General features: G+C 61.5%; 14 protein-coding genes. 1 reads left to right on the top strand and 13 read right to left on the bottom strand.

The features are described from left to right. Window positions 1-28 precede the first annotated feature (28 nt). The 13 genes from lpdA to WDM86_00825 form a co-directional block, all read right to left on the bottom strand. Window positions 29-1714, bottom strand: coding sequence for a dihydrolipoyl dehydrogenase (gene lpdA / locus WDM86_00885; GenBank protein ID MEI9988566.1), 1686 nt, complete (start codon window positions 1712-1714; stop codon window positions 29-31). Next, complete coding sequence (locus tag WDM86_00880) at window positions 1711-2985, bottom strand: dihydrolipoyllysine-residue acetyltransferase (GenBank protein MEI9988565.1); 1275 nt, start codon at window positions 2983-2985, stop codon at window positions 1711-1713. Before WDM86_00880 ends, lpdA begins: the two co-directional genes overlap by 4 nt. A 24-nt stretch (window positions 2986-3009) precedes the next feature. Continuing rightward, window positions 3010-5688, bottom strand: coding sequence for an alpha-ketoglutarate dehydrogenase (mdeB, locus tag WDM86_00875; GenBank protein MEI9988564.1), 2679 nt, complete (start codon window positions 5686-5688; stop codon window positions 3010-3012). 322 nt (window positions 5689-6010) lie between these two features. Next, on the bottom strand, window positions 6011-7462 hold the full coding sequence (locus tag WDM86_00870; GenBank protein ID MEI9988563.1) for a DUF3526 domain-containing protein: 1452 nt from the start codon (window positions 7460-7462) through the stop codon (window positions 6011-6013). A gap of 12 nt (window positions 7463-7474) precedes the next feature. Next, complete coding sequence (locus tag WDM86_00865) at window positions 7475-8923, bottom strand: ABC transporter permease subunit (GenBank protein MEI9988562.1); 1449 nt, start codon at window positions 8921-8923, stop codon at window positions 7475-7477. Window positions 8924-8937: 14 nt separating this feature from the next. Further along, a complete protein-coding gene (locus WDM86_00860) occupies window positions 8938-9642 on the bottom strand; it encodes an ATP-binding cassette domain-containing protein (protein ID MEI9988561.1) in 705 nt (234 codons plus the stop codon). A gap of 36 nt (window positions 9643-9678) precedes the next feature. Then, a complete protein-coding gene (locus WDM86_00855; protein MEI9988560.1) occupies window positions 9679-11262 on the bottom strand; it encodes an MFS transporter in 1584 nt (527 codons plus the stop codon). Between the two features lie 53 nt (window positions 11263-11315). Then, a complete protein-coding gene (locus tag WDM86_00850) occupies window positions 11316-11822 on the bottom strand; it encodes a flavin reductase family protein (GenBank protein MEI9988559.1) in 507 nt (168 codons plus the stop codon). Window positions 11823-11836: 14 nt separating this feature from the next. Beyond that, window positions 11837-12613: a creatininase family protein gene (locus WDM86_00845; GenBank protein MEI9988558.1), complete on the bottom strand. Its 777-nt coding sequence runs from the start codon at window positions 12611-12613 to the stop codon at window positions 11837-11839. Between the two features lie 8 nt (window positions 12614-12621). Further along, complete coding sequence (locus WDM86_00840; GenBank protein MEI9988557.1) at window positions 12622-14472, bottom strand: AMP-binding protein; 1851 nt, start codon at window positions 14470-14472, stop codon at window positions 12622-12624. Window positions 14473-14519: 47 nt separating this feature from the next. Next, complete coding sequence (locus WDM86_00835; GenBank protein ID MEI9988556.1) at window positions 14520-15392, bottom strand: enoyl-CoA hydratase/isomerase family protein; 873 nt, start codon at window positions 15390-15392, stop codon at window positions 14520-14522. Between the two features lie 138 nt (window positions 15393-15530). Continuing rightward, window positions 15531-16331: an enoyl-CoA hydratase-related protein gene (locus WDM86_00830; protein MEI9988555.1), complete on the bottom strand. Its 801-nt coding sequence runs from the start codon at window positions 16329-16331 to the stop codon at window positions 15531-15533. Between the two features lie 28 nt (window positions 16332-16359). Continuing rightward, window positions 16360-17571 (bottom strand): LLM class flavin-dependent oxidoreductase, encoded by a 1212-nt coding sequence (locus WDM86_00825; protein ID MEI9988554.1) that lies wholly within the window; start codon window positions 17569-17571, stop codon window positions 16360-16362. A gap of 229 nt (window positions 17572-17800) precedes the next feature. On the opposite strand from WDM86_00825, the gene WDM86_00820 reads away from it, so the two are divergent. Then, window positions 17801-18493 (top strand): TetR/AcrR family transcriptional regulator, encoded by a 693-nt coding sequence (locus WDM86_00820; protein MEI9988553.1) that lies wholly within the window; start codon window positions 17801-17803, stop codon window positions 18491-18493. Window positions 18494-18799: the final 306 nt, after the last annotated feature.

The raw sequence follows: 18799 nt of genomic DNA, 5'->3' as shown, positions 1-18799 counted from the left end.
GCCCGCTAGGGACTTCTTCAACAGCCTATTAGAGGTCAGTCAGCGTGCCCTCGAAAGCCTCGGCCGCAAACGCAAATGTTTCCGACAAAGTCGGGTGGGGATGGACTGTCAAGCCGATGTCGGTGGCGTCGGCGCCCATCTCGATGGCCAAAGCCGCTTCGGCGATCAATTCGCCGGCATTGGGGCCGACCATCCCAGCGCCGATGATGCGGTGCGTGGCCGGATCGAAGAGGATCTTCGTCAGCCCTTCGCTCCGCGCCAAGGATAGCGCACGCCCCGAAGCGGCCCAGGGAAACATACCCTTGCCATAGTCGATGCCGAGGGCTTTGGCTTTGGTTTCGGTGACACCGACCCAGGCGATTTCCGGATCAGTGTAGGCCACTGAGGGAATCGCGCGCGGCGCGAAGGCCGCGTTTTGACCGGCGGCAACCTCGGCGGCGATTTTTGCCTGATGCGTGGCCTTATGCGCCAGCATTGGCTGCCCAACCACATCGCCCACGGCGAATATATGCGGTATGTTGGTGCGCATGGTCTCGTCGACTGCAATAAAGCCATGCACGTCAATCTTTACGCCGGCCGCTTCCGCGCCGATCCCCGCGCCATTTGGTTTGCGCCCGACGGCACAAAGCACCTGGTCGAAGACAGCCGTCTCTTCGCCCGCCGGCCCGGCAATGCGGACCGCAATGCCTTTCTCGTCGGGGAAGACCGAGACCACCTTGGTGTTCAGCGCGACGCGTTCATATTTCTTGGAGATGCGCTTCATCAGCGGGGCAACGATATCGGCATCGGCGCCGGGAATGAGCTGATCGGTGGCCTCGACCACTGTGACCTTCGCACCCAGAGCGTGATAGACCGTCGCCATCTCGAGGCCGATGATGCCGCCGCCGATCACGAGCAGCCTGTCTGGAACGCTTGCGACCGAAAGCGCGGCCGTGGAATCGATAATGCGCGGATCATCCTTGGGAAGGAACGGCAGCGTCGCCGGCTCTGAACCCGCCGCGATGATCGCCTGATCGAAACCGATCGTCTTGACGTCGCCGCCCGCGGAAACCTTGACACTGTGCGGCGTCACGAACATGGCCTCGCCGGTTACGACCGTGACGTTGCGCTTGCGCGCAAGACCCGACAGCCCCGACGTCAACCGGCCGACCACGCCGTCTTTCCATTTTTGCAAGGCGGCCAGATCAATTGCCGGCTCGCCGAAGGCAATGCCGTGGGCCGAGAACTCTTTTGCTTCGTCGATCACCTTGGCGGCATGCAAAAGCGCCTTGGAGGGAATGCAGCCCACATTGAGGCATACCCCGCCAAGCGTCTGCCGGCGCTCGACCAGTACGACCTTGTGGCCGAGATCGGCGGCGCGGAAGGCCGCCGTATAGCCGCCCGGTCCACCACCGACGACGAGAATTTCGGCATGCAGATCGGCATCGGGGGCGGCGTTTGGCGCAGGCGACGCAGCGGAAACCGTCGCCACGGCGTCGTGTACCGTCTGCAGCGTCATGACGAGGGTACCCTGGCTGACCTTGTCGCCCTTGCGCACGCTTATTTCCGTGATGGTGCCGGCAGCGGGCGATGGCACTTCGAGCGTGGCTTTGTCGCTTTCCAGAACGAGCAGCGGGGTGTTGATGTCCACGCGCGCGCCGGGCGCGACGAGGATTTCGATCACCGGCACGTCCTTGAAGTCGCCGATATCGGGAATTGTAATGCCCGTCTTCACAGCGCAATCCGTCGGAAATCGGCAAGCAGCTTGCCGAGGTAAACGAGAAAGCGCGCGGCCCCGACACCATCCACGACGCGGTGATCCCAGGAAAGGCTGACCGGTTGAATCAGCCGCGGGAGAAACGCCTCGCCGTTCCATACCGGCTTCATCTGCGCGCGCGTGAGCCCCAGAATGGCGACTTCCGGCGCGTTAATGATCGGCGTAAAGCCCGTGCCGCCAATTCCGCCCAGCGACGAGATCGTGAAGGTCGCACCTTGAATATCGGCGACTTTGAGCTTGCCGGCGCGCGCTTCGACGGCGATGCGGGCGGTTTCGCCTGCAATCTCCAGGATACCTTTGCGGTCCGCGTCCTTGATCACCGGCACCACGAGCCCGTCGGGCGTATCGACCGCGAAGCCGATATTGTAATAGCGCTTGAGAACCACGTCCTCGCCGTCGAGCGAAGCGTTGAAGGCGGGAAAGGCTTTCAGCGTCGCGACTGCAGCCTTGATGACGAAGGCAAGCAGCGTGAGCCTGATGTCCGGGTCTTCTTTGTTCAGCGTTTTGCGCAGCACCTCCAGCTCGGTGATGTCGGCCTCGTCGAAATTCGTGACATGAGGAATGATGGCCGCGTTGCGCGCGAGATTGGGGCCGGAAATCCTGCGCACGCGCGACAACGCGACCCGTTCGACAGGGCCGAATTTCGCGAAATCGATTTGCGGCCAGGGCAGCAGGTTGAGCCCGCCGATGCCACCCGTCTGCACATCGCCGCGCGCAAGCCGCGTTTTGACGAAGGCCTGGATATCTTCCTTGAGGATACGGCCCTTCGGCCCGCTGCCGGTCACGCGGCCAAGGTCGGCGCCCAATTCGCGCGCGAATTTTCGTATCGAAGGCGATGCGTGGGGCAGTGAGACATTTGCCGAGTCGCGGGTGGATGCCGGTTCGACGGTAGGGGCTTGGCTCACAGGCGTGGCCGGCACCGCAGCGATCGCCGGCGTCGGGGGCAGGACCGCAGCTACCGGCTTGGGCCCATTTGAGGACTTAATCGGCGTTGCGTCGCTGGACTCAATCGTTACGATCACACAGCCCTGGCTGACGCGATCGCCTTGTGCGGTCATGACCGCGGCAATGCGGCCGGCGACGGGCGCTGGTACGTCGAGCGTGGCCTTGTCGGATTCCAGGACGATGATCGTGTCGTCGACGGCAACGGTGTCGCCCGGCTTCACCCGGATCTCGATCACCTCAACGTCCTTGAAATCCCCGATGTCGGGAACAGTGATGTCTTGCATGACGGTCACTGGGAGCGCCTCATCTTAACAGGTCCAGGGTGCGGGTCGCGTCGTATCGATGCTATAGCGCGCGATGGCATCCTTCAGCAGCGTGCGTTCGACGAGCCCCTCGCGCGCCAGCGTATCGAGCGCAGCCAACACGATATGGTGACGATCGACTTCGAAAAAGCGGCGCAGCGCGGCCCGCGTGTCGCTGCGCCCAAAACCGTCGGTGCCGAGCGCCGTGAAGCGCGCGGTCAGATACGGCGCGATCAGTTGCGGATAGGCGCGCACATAATCCGTGACCGCAACAATTGGGACCGTCCCGGCAAGCATTGTTTCGACATGGCTCTTGACCGGTTCGACCTGGGGATCGAGACGATTCTGGCGTTCGACCCCGCGCGCCTCCTTGGCCAATTCGCCGAAGCTGGTGGCACTATAAATGTCGCTGGCGATGCCGAAATCGGCATGCAGCAATTCAGCCGCGGCGATCGCCTCGCGCAGGATGGTCCCAGAGCCAAGCAGGCGAACGCGCGGCGCGGTCGTCTCCTCGCCTTTGCCTGCGAGACGATAAAGTCCCTTGACGATATCGGCTTCGACGCCCGCCGGAATCGAGGGTTGCGCGTAGTTTTCGTTCATTACGGTCAGATAGAAGAATTCATCTTTCTGCTCTTCGAGCATGCGGCGCATGCCGTAGTCCAAAATGACGGCAAGCTCATAGGCGAAGGCAGCATCGTAGGCGCGACAATTGGGAATCATGGTCGCGGCGACATGGCTGGTGCCGTCCTGATGCTGCAGACCCTCGCCGCCCAGCGTGGTGCGGCCGGCTGTGGCGCCGAGGAGAAAGCCGCGGGCACGCTGATCGGCCGCCGCCCAAATCAGATCGCCGACACGTTGAAATCCGAACATCGAATAATAGATGTAGACCGGCAGCATCGGGAGGTCGTTCACGCTGTAAGACGTGGCGGCCGCGACCCAAGAGGAGAGCGCACCGGCTTCGGTGATGCCTTCTTCGAGCAATTGGCCGCTCTGGGCCTCTTTGTAATAGAGCAGCGAGCCGGCATCCTCGGGCTCATAGAGTTGGCCGAAGGGGGCGTAGATGCCGATCTGGCGGAAGAGGTTGGCCATTCCGAAGGTGCGTGCCTCGTCCGCCACGATCGGCACGATGCGAGGCCCGAGCTCCTTGTCCTTCACCAGGGCGCCAATCATCCGCACGACGGCCATAGTCGTGGACATTTCCTTGCCGTTCGCGTCAAGCGCGAACTGCGCATAGCTGTCTGGCGCCGGGACGGTAAGCGGCGTTTCGCTCCTGCGGCGGCGCGTGGGAATGAAGCCGCCCAGCGCGTTGCGTCGGGCCCGCAGATATTCCATCTCCGGACTGTCCTCTGCCGGCTTGTAGAAGCGCAGCGCCGTCGTATCCGCATCCGAGAGCGGCAGCGCAAAGCGATCCCGGAAGGCAAGGAGTGCATCGGCATCGAGCTTCTTGGCTTGGTGGGACGTCATGCGCGATTCGCCCACGCCGCCCATGCCGTAGCCCTTTTTGGTCTTGGCCAAGATCACCGTGGGCTGTCCTTTATGAGCGCGGGCCGCGGCGAACGCGGCATAGAGCTTGCGGAAATCATGACCACCGCGCTTCAGCGCGTTGATCTCCGCATCAGACATATGGGCCACGAGCGCTGCGGATTGGGGATCGCGCTGGAAGAATTTGGAGCGATTGTAGTCGCCGTCCTTGGCGCCGAGATTTTGGTATTCGCCATCCACCGTTTCCGCGAAACGGCGCAGTAGGACATGGTTTTTGTCGCGTGCGAACAGAGCATCCCATTCCGAGCCCCACAGCACCTTGATCACGTTCCAGCCGGCGCCCGAGAAAAGCCCTTCCAACTCCTGAATGATCTGTCCGTTGCCGCGCACCGGACCGTCGAGGCGCTGCAAATTGCAATTGATGATGAAGGTGAGGTTGTCGAGCCCTTCGCGCGCGGCCAACGTCAGGCCGCCGATCGCTTCAGGTTCGTCCATCTCGCCGTCGCCGAACACACCCCATACGTGGCGCGCGGACGTATCCTTGAGGCCGCGATGTTCGAGATAGCGCTGGAAGCGCGCTTGATAGATGGCATTGATGGGGCCGATGCCCATCGAACCGGTGGGAAATTGCCAGAAGTCCGGCATCAGCCAGGGATGCGGATAGGAACAAAGGCCGGGGCCATCGATCTCCTGGCGGTAATGTGCCAATTGACTTTCGCTCAGCCGGTCTTCCAGGAAGGCACGCGCATAAACGCCGGGGGCCGAATGTGGCTGGTAATAAACGAGATCGCCGTCTTCGCCGCCGCGGAAGAAATGGTTAAAGCCAGTTTCGAAGATTTCGGCCGCAGAGGCATAACTCGCGATATGGCCGCCCAGTTCACCATAGGCTTTGTTGGCCCGCTCGACCATCGCCAGCGCGTTCCAGCGCATGATGGAGGTAAGCCGTTCTTCAAGCGCTAAGTCGCCCGGATAGGCTCCCTGTTTCTCCAGTGCAATCGTGTTGCGATAGGCCGAATAGGACTGCATGGACGAAAGCATGCCGATTTCGCGCGCCTTCTCCTCGAGTTTGCGCAGCAGAAAGATACCGCGCTCCGCTCCGCCGTCGCGGACCACGGCCTCTAACGATTCGCGCCATTCGAGGGTTTCGGCCGGATCCAGATCAGCCCGATCCTCCCCAAATCCCCGTCGCGTTCGAGCATTCATGTCCACATCTCTCATCTTCTACCGCGCGAAATCTCAAATGATGAAGACGCCATGGGTCGCGTCTTTCTCAAGCTGTGCGACCAGATCAGCCCACAATCCAGATGCGCCTGCATTTCAACAGGTCGAGGGCGCGGGGCGCGTCGTCTCGATGCCGCAACGCACGATGGTCGCGCGGATTCTGTCGAGAAATGGGAGCCACGTTCCTTTTTCACGTCGCGCAGCGCATGGAAGCTCGCATACCGATTGTGCACACCACGAAGCTCCCGGCGAAACCTTAGCCAGCATCGTCTGAGCCTGCGCTCGATGCGATTTTGGAAGCCCTTCACCTGGCACCGGGCAAGTATCGCCGAAGGCGCCAAAAGCCAGCTGCGACAACAATAAGGGCTATTCCACTGAGCGCTAAGATATTGGCCACAACGCGCTGGGCGACCACGGAGTCAGCCTCCGGCTGGTATCGAAAGCGCGGAATCTGCGCGACCTCCTCCGACGTCATGGGCCTGTTGGCTTCAACCAGCGCTAGGAAGTAGCGCCTCCACTCCGAGTGATAAAGCTCAACCTGCGCGCTGAAGCTTGTAAAACTGCGAACGCTCGTATCGGCCAATTCCGTAAGCGCGACCTGCATAATCGCCGCAGGACTGAGATATTTGAGCCGTTCGGCCAATCCCTGCTGCCTTTGCTTTTGCGCATTGAAGCGGCGGAACACCGGCGCCGCCTCAGCCTCGGACTGCTGCTCGACCTGCATCACCTGCATATAGAAATTGTGGGCGAGCACGTCGAGCGAAGCTTCTTGGCCCATTCGCAACAGGTTGGAGGCAGAGCCATGGGCTTGACCGGCCTCACCCTCGCGCTGCGCCTCCTTGTCGGACCTCCGCAAAGCCTCAACCAAATCCACGCGCGATGGCAGAGGATAGAGCTCGGTGGCGATGAGGTTTGACGCTGTCGGTGCGACGAGCACCAACGCGATCCAGACCGACATCATCGCCAAGGCGTTCGTGGCAGATTTCCAGCCGAGCGCATTTATGAGCACAGACAGCCCGAACCAGAAAGCCCCGTAAAGGATGAGCAAAACGCCCAAAGCGCCAACGCGCCAAAGGCCGTCATGTGACAAGATTTCCGGATTCGCGAACAGCACGCCAAAGGTAGAAACGATCACCGCGAGGCCAATCACGATGCTCCCGCGAAGGGCCACCTTCCCGAGAACGAATGTCGAGACCGTCACAGGCTGCGACAGCAACAAAACCTCGGTTCCGCTCTCTCGCTCAGCCGACAGCACGTTAAAGCTCAGCGCAATGATCAGCAGGGGATAGAGATAGATGAGCACGAAACTAAGATCGAAGACGCCGGTCGCGAGCGTTTCCGGATTCTGGATCTCACCCGCGTTGGACTGCCGGAACATGGGCCGCCACTGTACCTTAACGTAGGAAGCCAGAAGGTCGCTCTGGCCTATGGCGATCGCGGCCGTCACGCCTGGGGGCTTCGTAGCGTATTCATAGTTTTTAGTACGCGCCATTGCCGCGGGCATCCGCGGATCTTCGAGGACGTTAGGCGGCCGCACCTGCCCCGTTTCGATGCGATCGACTTGCTTCCGCACCGAAGCGAACTGATCGTCGACCAAGCGCTGTGCAGCGGCGACGTTCGACTCAAGGAAACTCCGCCACGCCGTTCCATCCATGACGCCGAAGACGAGCATGACGCAATAGATGGGCAGAGCCAGGTGCAATATCCGCTCGCGAGAGAGGATACGCCATTCGTTCATCATGATCCGACGAAGCATCAGAGTATCACCTTAAACTTTGCGTCCGCCGAGCCGAACCGCCACGGTAAGAAAGGCGAGGCTGGCCAACAGCCAACCGGCTAGGCACGCGATTGCAGTTATGTTGCGCGCTAAGATCGTTCCTATACGCGGCGGGTCGTAATCGAATGGAGGGATCCTACTCCACAGCGACCCGTTTGCCGTGTAGCCCCACTCTGCCGAGAAGTTATCCATGTGCGCTGTATTGGTCATAATGTCTCGGTTGAGGACGCGCACCATTGAACGGCGATATTGTTCGCCCGCCGTGGAGAAGTCGTTTGAATACTCAACGTCGGTTCCCGAAAGCGAACTTGAGATCGCCTTGATCGCCACGAAAGGCGACAAAGTGCCGAGCGCCTGACGCACACGGTTCTGCGCCGCGAAGATTCGACGAACCTTTCCGTAGGTCTGGTCGAATACCCGCGAGGCCCAATCCTCGTCGGCCTGCAGCGCAAGGCCCGTGAGACTATAAGGCAAATCCTTGGCGCGCTTGACATGGTACTTGCGCAACATGCGCTGTTCGAACGCTATGTGATTGGGGTGCGTAGCCTCGTGAGGATGCGGACCGGCCTCACGACCGCGTTCGATCTCGGCCTCGATCTGAAAGGACGAAGGCGTAGGATAGAGCACTCGGCTGAGGTCCCCTCCAACCCGCGGGATCAGCAAAGCGGTAACAATCCAGAACGCGACCAGGCTGGTCAGAGCAACCGCAGACGACCTCGACAGCATAGACACCGCCAGGGAAAAGCAGATGAGCGTGATGAAGAACACGACATAGGCCGCTGCGAGGACCGCGATCTTCTCAGGAAGATCGACGAGAGCGTGCACGTCTGTCTGGCCCGCCGTCAGCGCCGCTCCTACTCCTCCGATCAATGCGGCGGGCACCAGCACGACGCCAAGGCCCATCAACGCGCCGAGCGCTTTGCCGGCGATCAAAGTTGAGCGCGGCACGCCGACACTCAGCACTTGACGCAGCGTTCCGTCTTCGCGCTCGCCGGCGATCATGGCGTACGTCAGCAGGATTATGAGCAACGGCGTCAGGAGTTGCATAACCGTAGAGCCAGACAACGCACCGAAGCGTTGCAAAGACGTCCCGTCCGCGGCCGGAGGAAAGGACGCTCGATTCTCCACGTGCACTTCAAGGTATTGAAGCGTGCCGGTGTAGTCGTCATAGCCAGGGTCGAACAGCGCAAGCGGCGTAGCCGGCTTGAAAGCATAAACGCCGTAATGCCCCGCCGTGTGGGGATTTTGCGCGCCTTGATTAAGCCAGTTGCCGCGCTCCTCGGCCGCCGCCGCATCGCGCATGTGGCGATCGGCCGAATAACGCTGCGCGCCTGTGGCCATCGCAACTATGAAAAGAACAGCCAGGATAAGGCTCGTCCAAACGAAACGTCCGTCACGGACGATTTCCGTGAACTCTTTATTTGCAATACGCAAGATCACGTCATTTCTCCGAATCAATCGTGCATATGCTTCAAATAAAGCGCTTCAAGGTCCGCGTGCCCGATGTCGCTGGTGTTCAGCTCATCGACAAGCTCGCCGCGCTTCATGATGCCTACCCGCGTGCCCGTCTCTTTCGCTCGAAAGAGATCATGGGTCGCCATCAGCACAGCGACGCCGCTCTTGCTCAATTCAACGAGCAGCTCGGAAAACTCGTTAGACGCCTTCGGGTCGAGACCAGACGTCGGTTCGTCGAGCAGGAGCGCTTTCGCCTGTTTGGCGATCGCAATCGCGATCCCGACCTTTTGGCGCATCCCCTTCGAATATCCGCCAACCCTGCGGTGTGTGGCGTCCCCGGGCAGGCCGGCGCGCTTCAAAAAGCCCAAGAGATCGGAGCTTGTGTAGTCGCCGCGCCCCGCAAGACCGGTGAAGTACCTCAGGTTCTCAAGCCCCGTTAAATTGCGATAGAGCATGACGATCTCGGGGATGTAGGCGAGCGCCCGCTTCGTCTCGATGGGGTTGTCTTGCGCGACCAGTCCGTCGATCAGCGCCTGGCCGGACGTCGGCTTCAGGAAATCGAGGAACAGGTTGATGGTTGTGCTCTTACCGGCCCCGTTTGCGCCGAGGAGACAGTATATGTCACCGCGTTCGATACGCAGGTTCAGACCGCGCAAGGCAATATTTTCCCCGAACTGCTTCTTTAGCGCCTTTGCCTCGATCATTTGTCGCCTCCTGTTACGTTTCTCTTCCACCCGCGCCTAGTGCGCACCGGCAGAGCTGGTCGCAGCCTGCATCTTGAGCATTTTCGCCAAGCCGAAAGTGGCCAGCACGTAGTGCAGTGCTCCCCAGCCGTAGGCGCCCAGACCGATGAGGATGGCCTGCTGGCTGCCCCAGGACAGCGCTCTGCTGCAGGCATGGACCGCGGCCAGGCTTGCGTGCTCGGGCGCCGTTCCGCCCGGACAGGCATTGGCAAAGACTTGCGTCGCCGCGTTGACAGTCGAATGAGACGAGAAGGTTACGAGGTCGACATAGGCCATGACCATCTCGCGAAGGGCGTACGGCAGGGCATCGCCTAGCGACGGCCAAAAGCTGTGTACGCTGGGGTCGACGTAGGTGAGGTTGGCGTAGTAGTCGACCAGTGCGCCCGTGAAGGTCGGACCGCCGCCCAGCGCGACAAAGTTCACCACGAAGAGCACGAGTGCTGCCATCGTCGCGCGCCGGTACGCTGGCACCGCATTCTGGGCCAACGCAAAGGACGGCGCCATATAGAGGTAATGAAGGGCGGCGGGAGCACCCAGGATCAAGAACATGATCCGCCAGTCGCTACTGGTGTAGGCGAGAGCGTAGAGCGGAACGCAGATTATCAGTCCGATCGCCGGCACCAGCGCGTTCCAGTTCGGCGAACGCTTCGCCATATAGTCGGTGATGAAGCCGCCGGCGAGCGTACCGACGCCGGCGGCTGTGGCCATCACCAAGCCGACCAGTACGTCGGTGGCACCAAGGCTCAACCCGAATCTGGCGTTAACGTACTGCGAGACGAAGCTGTAGATGCCGTAGCCGGAGAAGGAGACGAGGGTCATGCCCAGCAAAATGTTGACCATCGGCCACTGCAGGAACAGCGTGCGAGCGATGCTCCCGAGTTCCTTAAGTTCGCCCCCCAAGCTCAACTTGGGCTTGACCGCTTCGGCTTGATCCAGCGCGGTCGCGGGCCCATCGGTGGCACCTCTCCGCGGCTCCTTAACGAAGAGCCAAGTGAGGACGCCGACCATCATGCCTGGCAGGCCTACCAAGTAGAAGGCCGCACGCCAACCGAACCAATCGGCGAAGTAGCCTCCAAGCACGGCGCCGAATATGCCGCCAAGCGGGATACCAAGGTTGAAGACCGACAGCGCGCTGGCGCGCTTTCGCGGTTCGTACATGTCCGAGATCAGGGAGTGCGACGGCGCTGAAAAGCCGGCCTCGCCGACGCCCACGCCGAAGCGAAAGAACGCCAGTGAGGCAAAGTTCGCCGCCGTTCCGCAAAGCATCGTAAAAGCCGACCAGACCAACAGGGCGAGCCCGATGACGCCCACTCGGTTGATCCGATCGGCTATACGCGCGACCGGGAGGCCGAGCACGACGTAGGTGAGGGCGAAATAGAGCCCGTTGAGGAGCCCGAGTTGGGTGGAAGTCAGGTGCATGTCTATGCGGATCGGGATGCCGATGGCCGCCATGATCATGCGATCCATGAAGTTGAGGGTGAAGCCCAGTGTCAGGAGGGCCAGCACCTGAGACCTGTATTTATTGAGGAACCCGCGCTGGGTGGGCAGGGCGATGGCGACCCCCGCAGTTAGCTTCGTCATTTCACTACTCCCCTGCTGAACATGGTTATTCACATCACTTCCCGTTGCTCGCCTCAGGAAGGGTTGCCTCGCGTCATCGTGGGGGCAAGCTTTCGGAATTCGCTACGGTGGAATATGAGAGGCTGCCCGCGGCTATGGACGACGACGGTATGGAGTTGGAGCAGCACGATGACGTGATCGCCCGCTTCGAACTCCTCGCGGACGGTGCAGTCATACTGAGCGATCCCCTCGGCGAGCATCACCGCGCCGCTGTCGGTGATCTCGAAGGCGACGCCGATGAACCGCTCCCGGGCCGGGCCGGCGAGCTGGCGGCTCAATGCGCCGTGATCCTCGGCGAGCACGGTGACGCCGAGGTGCTTGGCTCGGCGCAGCTCGGGCCATGTGGTCGAGCCTTTCGCGACAGAGAACGACACTAGCGGGGGGTCGAGAGAGACCGTGGTGAACGAGGAGGCCGCGAGACCCACCAGCCTCCCGTCGACCTGTGCCGCCACGGCCACCACGCCCGTCGGGAACGCGCCAAAGGCGTCACGCAGCATCCTGTCGTCGATCTGCTCGCTCATGGATAGCATGCGACTCATGCTCCCTGCGCGGCGGCGTATTCGACGACGAGATCGGTCACGGCGTCCAACGCGGCGTGGCCGATCGCCTCCAAACTCCCGGTGGGATCGCCGAGGACACCGTTGGGCGAGACCGCATCGATGCCCTCGACGAACACCCGACGCAGAAACGCTTCGTCGACCTTGCCCAGGTACCCCGCCGCGGCTCGGTCGGCCCGAACCCTCTCGGGGTGCAGGACGAGCATCACCGAGGTCTCCGCCACGTCTGCGTGACCACCGACATGGCTTCCCAGACCAGCGACCGACTGCGCGGACTCACGCCATGCGTTGAGGATCGCGGCGCTGTCTCGATAGACGATGACCTGTAGCGCTGGGGCGAGCGCCGCGACCAGCCGCGGCTCGAACTCACGCATGATCGGGTAGTTGCCGATGTGGCCTGAGAATAGGACGACGCGGGTGAACCCGTGCGCAGCAAGGCTGCTGCAGTAGTCCAGGCAGATCGCCTCCAGGGTGGAAGGACGCACCGAGAGAGTGCCGGAGAAGCCAAGGTGGTGCGGTGAGTATCCGACCCTGACCGTGGGCAGAACCAGCGCAGAGCCAAGCCCTTCGGCGATGCGGAGCGCAAGCGCGTCCGCGTGATCGCTGTCCATCGACAGCGGCAGATGTGGCCCGTGCTGCTCTATCGCGCCAAGCGGAAGTATCGCAGTGCGAGCGCCGACAGCGATCGCCTCAGCGATCTCGGCGCTGGTCAGGCGCTCGATCCGCAGCTCCCGCGGCCGCTCGCGATGCTTCATCTCAAGTCTCACCCGTGGAGTCCCGCCTGGCGAGCGAACTCGTCGTGTTCCGCAGCGCTGTACATCTCATCCACGAGGGAGCTGAACGCGGTGAGCACCGGCTTGCGACGGATCGTGCCCTTGGCCGTCAGTTCACCTTCGCCCAGCGCGCGCGGCGCGATACGAAAATCCTTGATCTGAAGAGGAGGCGAGTAGTCTTTATTGTGCTCCTCGATTGACGCGCGCAGGGTAGCTTGCAGACCTTCTCTGCCGAGGCCCGTGCCCTTCTCGCTGGGCCAAATGAGTGCAGTGAGGTACTTGCGGCCGTCGCCGACAACTAAGGCGTCCTCGATGAGCGGATTGGCTTTAAGTCGCATCTCGATTGGCTGTGGGCTTATGGTCTTGCCGCCATTGGTGATGATGAGGTCCTTGGCCCGGCCGACGAGCTTGACCTCACCGGCAGCGTCGATCTCGACAAGGTCGCCGGTGCGATACCACTCCCCGTCCATCACTTCCGCTGTCGCCTCCGGGTCGTTCCAGTAACCTCGGAAAAGCGAAGGACCTTTAACGAGTAGCTCGCCCTCGCTACTGGTCTTGATCGCGTACCGCGGGTCAGGCGGCGTTTTTCCGATCGTTCCCGGACGCGGGAAGGAACGGTCCCACTGCGCCAGGACCCAGCCGCACGTTTCGGTAGTGCCGTACATCTCGCGCAAATCCACGCCCCACATCTGCCACAGGGCATGCACCTCGGGGGTCATCGCGCCCGATGCGGTCCAAGCGACTCTGACTTTGTCCAGGCCCATTTTCGCGCGAATGGGAAGGAACACTCGCTCCAAGGCTTGGTCGTAGCGTGCTTGGAGATCGGCGGGCACCGCTTGGCTCTGCCATCGCAAGTCGGCGACCTCTCGTGCCACCTCCATCGCATCCTCGTAGGATTTCTGGAACGACGCCGGCATCGTCTTAATTACAGCCAGCGCTCCGCTGAGCGTCTTCTCGTGAAGCCGCGGCGGCCAAACGAACCCACCGGGTCGTAGGCCACGGAGAACCTCTGACATTTGGTCCAATCGGCAGAACGTCACCACCGATCGAGTCATGATCGGCACAAAGACACCGGACAAAGCTGGAGAAACATGGGACAGCCCCAGGAAGCTAAGCGAGTCCCGGCGGCTTTTGGCGAGGTTCGGACTGAGTAAGACCGAGCTAAGGATTGAGTATTGCAAGGTCCGATGAGTGTGGATGACGCCTTTGGGAGCTCCGGTGGAGCCGGACGTGTAGAACAAGACGGCCGCCTGATCGATTTGCCCGTCGTCGAGACGCTTTTTGAACAGCGAAGGATCGACAGTGTCCATCTTCCGACCTGTAGCGCACAGATCGGCCCACGACTTACAAATGATCCTTTCGGGAAGCCCCGACGGCGTATCATCGAAACCGATCACGGCCCGGAGCGCGGACAGCTGAGTGGCTACTGAGGCAACCTTCGCAGCATCGGTAGCATCGCCCACAACGATAGCAACGGCACCGCTGTGGTCCAAAAGCTGCTTCACCTCCGCAGCAGCGCTCGTCGGATAAACGCCGACTGGAATCGCACCGGCGGATAGTATTCCAAGCGCGGCTATCACCCACTCGGAACGGCCTGGAGACATGATGGCGACCCTGTCGCCCGGGGCGACGCCGAGGGCCGCCAAGCCAAGCGCTACCTCCCGCACAGACGACGCATATTGCGCCCATGTTGTCGGAGCAGCATGCGTACCGTCCCATTGACAGAACGCGACCTCGTCGGGTTCGACCTCTGCTCGGTCCTGCACCATCTGCGCAAAGGTACGCTCGACGGCCTTAAAGTTAGCTGCGCCGGTCTCGGTGATACCGCTCAGTACTGGCATCTGCCGTGGTCGTTCAGTGGCTGCGGGGACGGTATTTGTAACCATGCTTATCGCTCCGGTTCGTGGTGCAGGCGTTGAGGACTTTCGTATGGTGCGGTCTTCAGGCCTGGCATCGTTTCAGCAGGCGGCCGCGACGCCTTTGCGTGTCTCCATCCGTCACGAAGGCTTCGCGCCACAGGGTCTGCAAACCAGGAAGCAGCCTTGGTTAACGTCGCATCAGCTCGCTTCTGATCCGCAATGTCGTCGTAGTCGTTGATGGCATGCTTAAGCGCTGCATAAAGGACAGGCGCCCGGCGACCAGCTTCTCGGGCCCGGCTGATTGCTTCTGCCATCAGTTGACTCGGCTCGATGATGGCATCGATAAGACCCCACCGCGCCGCCTGCTCGGCGTCGACGAGCTCGCCATTCAGAAGCAGCTCCCGCGCGGGCCGTATGCCAGTTAATCGAACAAGACGCTGGATGCCTTTGTCGGCAGGGAGAAGGCCATGGCGGATCTCGGGAAAGCCAAACCGGGCGTGCGGAACGGCGAGCACCACATCCGCAAAGAGCGCGTACTCCAGGCCTCCTCCGACGCAGTCGCCATTAACGGCGGCAATCACCGGAGCAGGATAACGATCCATCGCGACGAGCAAGTTGTGAAATCCCCGCATCCGATCTTTGACTGGATCGGCGGTCGTCCCGTCGACCTCCTTGATGTCGCCACCCGCGCAGAAGAAACGTTCTCCGGCGCCCGTGGTCACCACCGGCGGCGGATTGCTTTCTCCATTGTCCCGGAAGAGAGCCGTCATTGCGAGCAGCAGTGTACGATTCAACGCGTTGGCCGGAGGCCTATCGAGGATTGCGACCACGACGCCGTCGCGGTCGGTCCGGCGCAGCCCGGCGGCCGTCTCGCTCTCGTATTGTGCCGATGGAAGCGTCATCGAATGCGTCTCTGTCTGAATTCAGGGAATCCGAACCGGCGTGAGACGCCGCGAGCACTGCGCCCGCCAAGAACGCATACTCCACGTCGCCCCGGGGTCATCGCCGGCGCTGGATGTCGCTCGATCGCAACGAGCACGTCAGCTTTTGCCTTCTGCGAAGCGCTTACGTTTCTCCCGGAACGCAGCGACGGCCTCCCTCCGCTCGGGGCTCCTGAACGTAAGCGCCTCAAGCGCCATTGCGGTGTCGAGACCGAGGTTTATCTGTTCCTTGATCAGCTTGTTGACGCTGTATTTTGTCCAAGCGATAGCGTTTCGCGGACCAGTCGCGAGTAGTTCGGCATACCCAATCGCGTATTCAAGAACAGTGCCTTCCGGCACGACTTTATTGATCATCCCCGCGGCGGCCGCGTCTTCCGCCGAAATAAACTCACCGGTCATCAAGTAATGTTTGGCCCGCGCCGGACCCAGAAGAAGCGGCCATATCACAGCGCCGCCATCGCCAGCGACGACGCCGGCCGTGACATGCGTATCGGCGAACCGGGCGCTCGGCTGGGCAAAGATAACGTCGCAAAACAGGGCGAGTGTGGCGCCTAGCCCAACCGCCACGCCGTTCACGGCGGCGACGACAGGGCACTCCACTTCGAGGATATTCCTGATGAGGTGTCGACCGCCGCGCGTCGGCGACAGCGCATGCGCACCTTGGCTCCCGCCCACATCGATTGAGTTCTGATCGCCGCCTGAGCAGAAGCCGCGACCCGCGCCGGTGAGCACGATCGCCTTCACCGCCGGATTGTTGTCGAGGTCCACGAACACCTCTTCCAGCGCGGCGTGCATCGGCCAATTGATGGCGTTGAGGATTTCGGGCCGATTCATCGTTATTACCGCCACACCGCTCGGGCGTATCTCGACGAGCAGGCCTTCGTATTTTTTGTCGCTCATTTTGGTCTCCAGATTGTTCGACTAGACGTCAGGCCGAAGCCCCAGTGCCACGGACACTCTCTCCCATCACGGCATCGGCGGCGGCCTCTCCTGTCTTCTTGGCGTGGGCCTCGACCTCGGCGTAGTGGGCGGGACGAGCGGCTCGGATGTCGGCAAGGATCTCGTCCGGCCTGCGCACAACCGCCCTAGGGTTTTTGAACGCTGGGATGACGTAGTTGCCGAACAGCTCGATGGACTTCATCATCTCTTTGTGCGGGAGACCGTCGATGCGAATTGCGATCGCCTCGATGCCTATGTCGACGAACCGCTGGACTTGGGCGATGCAGGTTTTCGGATCTCCGACGATGAAGCAAGCTGAGTCATCGAACAGGTAGCGCGGGTTTGTGAAGTCGACCTTCTTGATCTTTCCCATGTTGGCGTAGTCGCTGGACTGCTTCGAGAGACGCTCGTAGGAGTCAATGGACAGGGCCACTGTATCGGCCAAGGTTGACGCCCACCGCTCTGCCTCTTCAGTCGTTTCGGCGCAGTGCATCCCACCCGATATGACAGCCACCTTCTGCGCCTGCACGGGCCACACGTGCTCAGCGCTGGCCAATTCTTTCTCATAAAGATCGACCATCTTCTTTAGTGGGCCGAATCCGCCATAGCCTCCGCCCATAATCGCGCCGATGCCCATCCGCGCCGCGGCGACAACTGACTCCGGACTGCCGGTCGCCATTAGCATTGGCGGATAGGGCTGCTGAATGTGCTTGGGAACCAGGCCGCGCGGCGGAATCTTGTAGTGGTCTCCGACGAAGGAGAAGATGTCCTTCGCCATTGCCCGGCGGATAACCTCGATGCCTTCGATCTGCTGTGACCGTGTCTCCTTGGGATCGACCTCGAAGGCATGCAGCGCGAGGGTAGTGTTCCCGCGGCCAAACGCAACCGCGACGCGGCCGTTGGAGAGGATGTCCTCCGTCGCGAGCCGCTCTGCGACGCGCAGCGCGTGGTTGATCTTCTTAGGCAGCAGCGTGATCAGGTGGATGAACTGGATCCTGCTCGTCAGCGCCATTAAGTATGGGAAGATCACTTCGGGCGCGGAGGTCGTGGCCGTGCCAATTGCGAGGTGTTGTTCGGAGGTCCCGAACGCGTCGAATCCAACTTTCTCTGCCAGGAGCACCTCGTCGATGAGCTCGCGATAGCGCTGCGCGTGGGTGTGTCCCGGATGGGTCTCTCCCTCGCTCATGAAAATGAACCGCATCGGGCTATTGCCTCCTCCAGATGTTAATCGTGACTAACATTGAACGTGCGGCGCCATTTGTCAACGGGTTTTAAGCAGCCCGAACCCAAGCGCGCATGCCACGGAATATGACGGTTTCACAGGGGCTAGCTGCATGAGACGGTTGCGTACTACAAGAAATCACGCCGTCGCATTCGAGATTGGTGGCAAATAGAAAGTTAGATATGGCTCACATGGAAATGAAACGGGGGTGCATGACCCGTTCCCTGAGGCCGACGCGGGCTACGCGGACGCGACGGATGGCACAGTGCCTATTGGCAGCCGCGCGGTGCGGTTCGTTGCGATGAGTGGTCAGCCGTTGCGGATCAAGCGGGCATACAGCAGCGGGCGGCGGGAGCAGTTGATCGCGGTCGCCGCCGAGCTCTTCCTGCATCACTCCTACGATGCGGTCTCTGTTGAGATGATCGCGGCGCGCGCCGGCATCAGCGGTCCCGGGCTCTATCGCCATTTCCAGAACAAGCAGGCACTGCTGATCGCGGTTCTAGAGGAACCGACGAAGGCCGTGCACGAGGCCGCAAGGCGGATCGCGGAGACGACGACCGCACCCGAGGCAGCCATCGTGGGGATGGTCGAGTCCCACATCCGGCTGATTCTGCAAGGACCGCCGAGCACGGTCATCTTCACCAAGAACGAGCACGCTCTTCCCGAACACGACCGCAGACGGATCCGGCGCGAGATGGCGCTGTACGCCGAGGAGTGGGTCTCCGTCATGATCCCGCTGCGGCCCGATCTGTCCGAACCCGAGGCACGACTGCTGACTCAGTCCGTGTTCTCCATGCTCAACACAGCGGCGACGCTCAAGAAGGGCTTGGACGAGGAGTCGATCTTCTCCACCATGCGGCAGGCCGCGCTGCGCGCGCTGCTCGGCCGCAGCGACCTCTGAGGCCTGTCAGGTTAACCCTCGAACTTCACCAGCTCCCCGCCCTGCCTGCGCACTGCGGCGGCCGATCGACGTTGAGCAACTGCACCGCGCGGCGCAGCACCATGGGCCGCATGACTAGCGCGCTGCTGGTCCGCTTGTCCCCCTCGATACCGAGCACTTGTCCCGGCAATCCCGTAGAGGTCGTCGGCGTCGCGAGCCGCGACCTCGACCAGCAGATCGGTGTACCGCAAAGCCGCGTCAGCGCGTATTACATTGGACCATTCACCAGCGTAGGCTCAATCGTTCGGCACAAGCTTCGCAGTAAAA

The sequence above is a fragment of the Rhizomicrobium sp. genome, from assembly GCA_037200045.1.
GTDB lineage: Bacteria > Pseudomonadota > Alphaproteobacteria > Micropepsales > Micropepsaceae > Rhizomicrobium.
The sequence above is the reverse complement of the archived record's forward strand: the minus strand, read 5'-3'. Positions and strand labels throughout refer to the sequence as shown.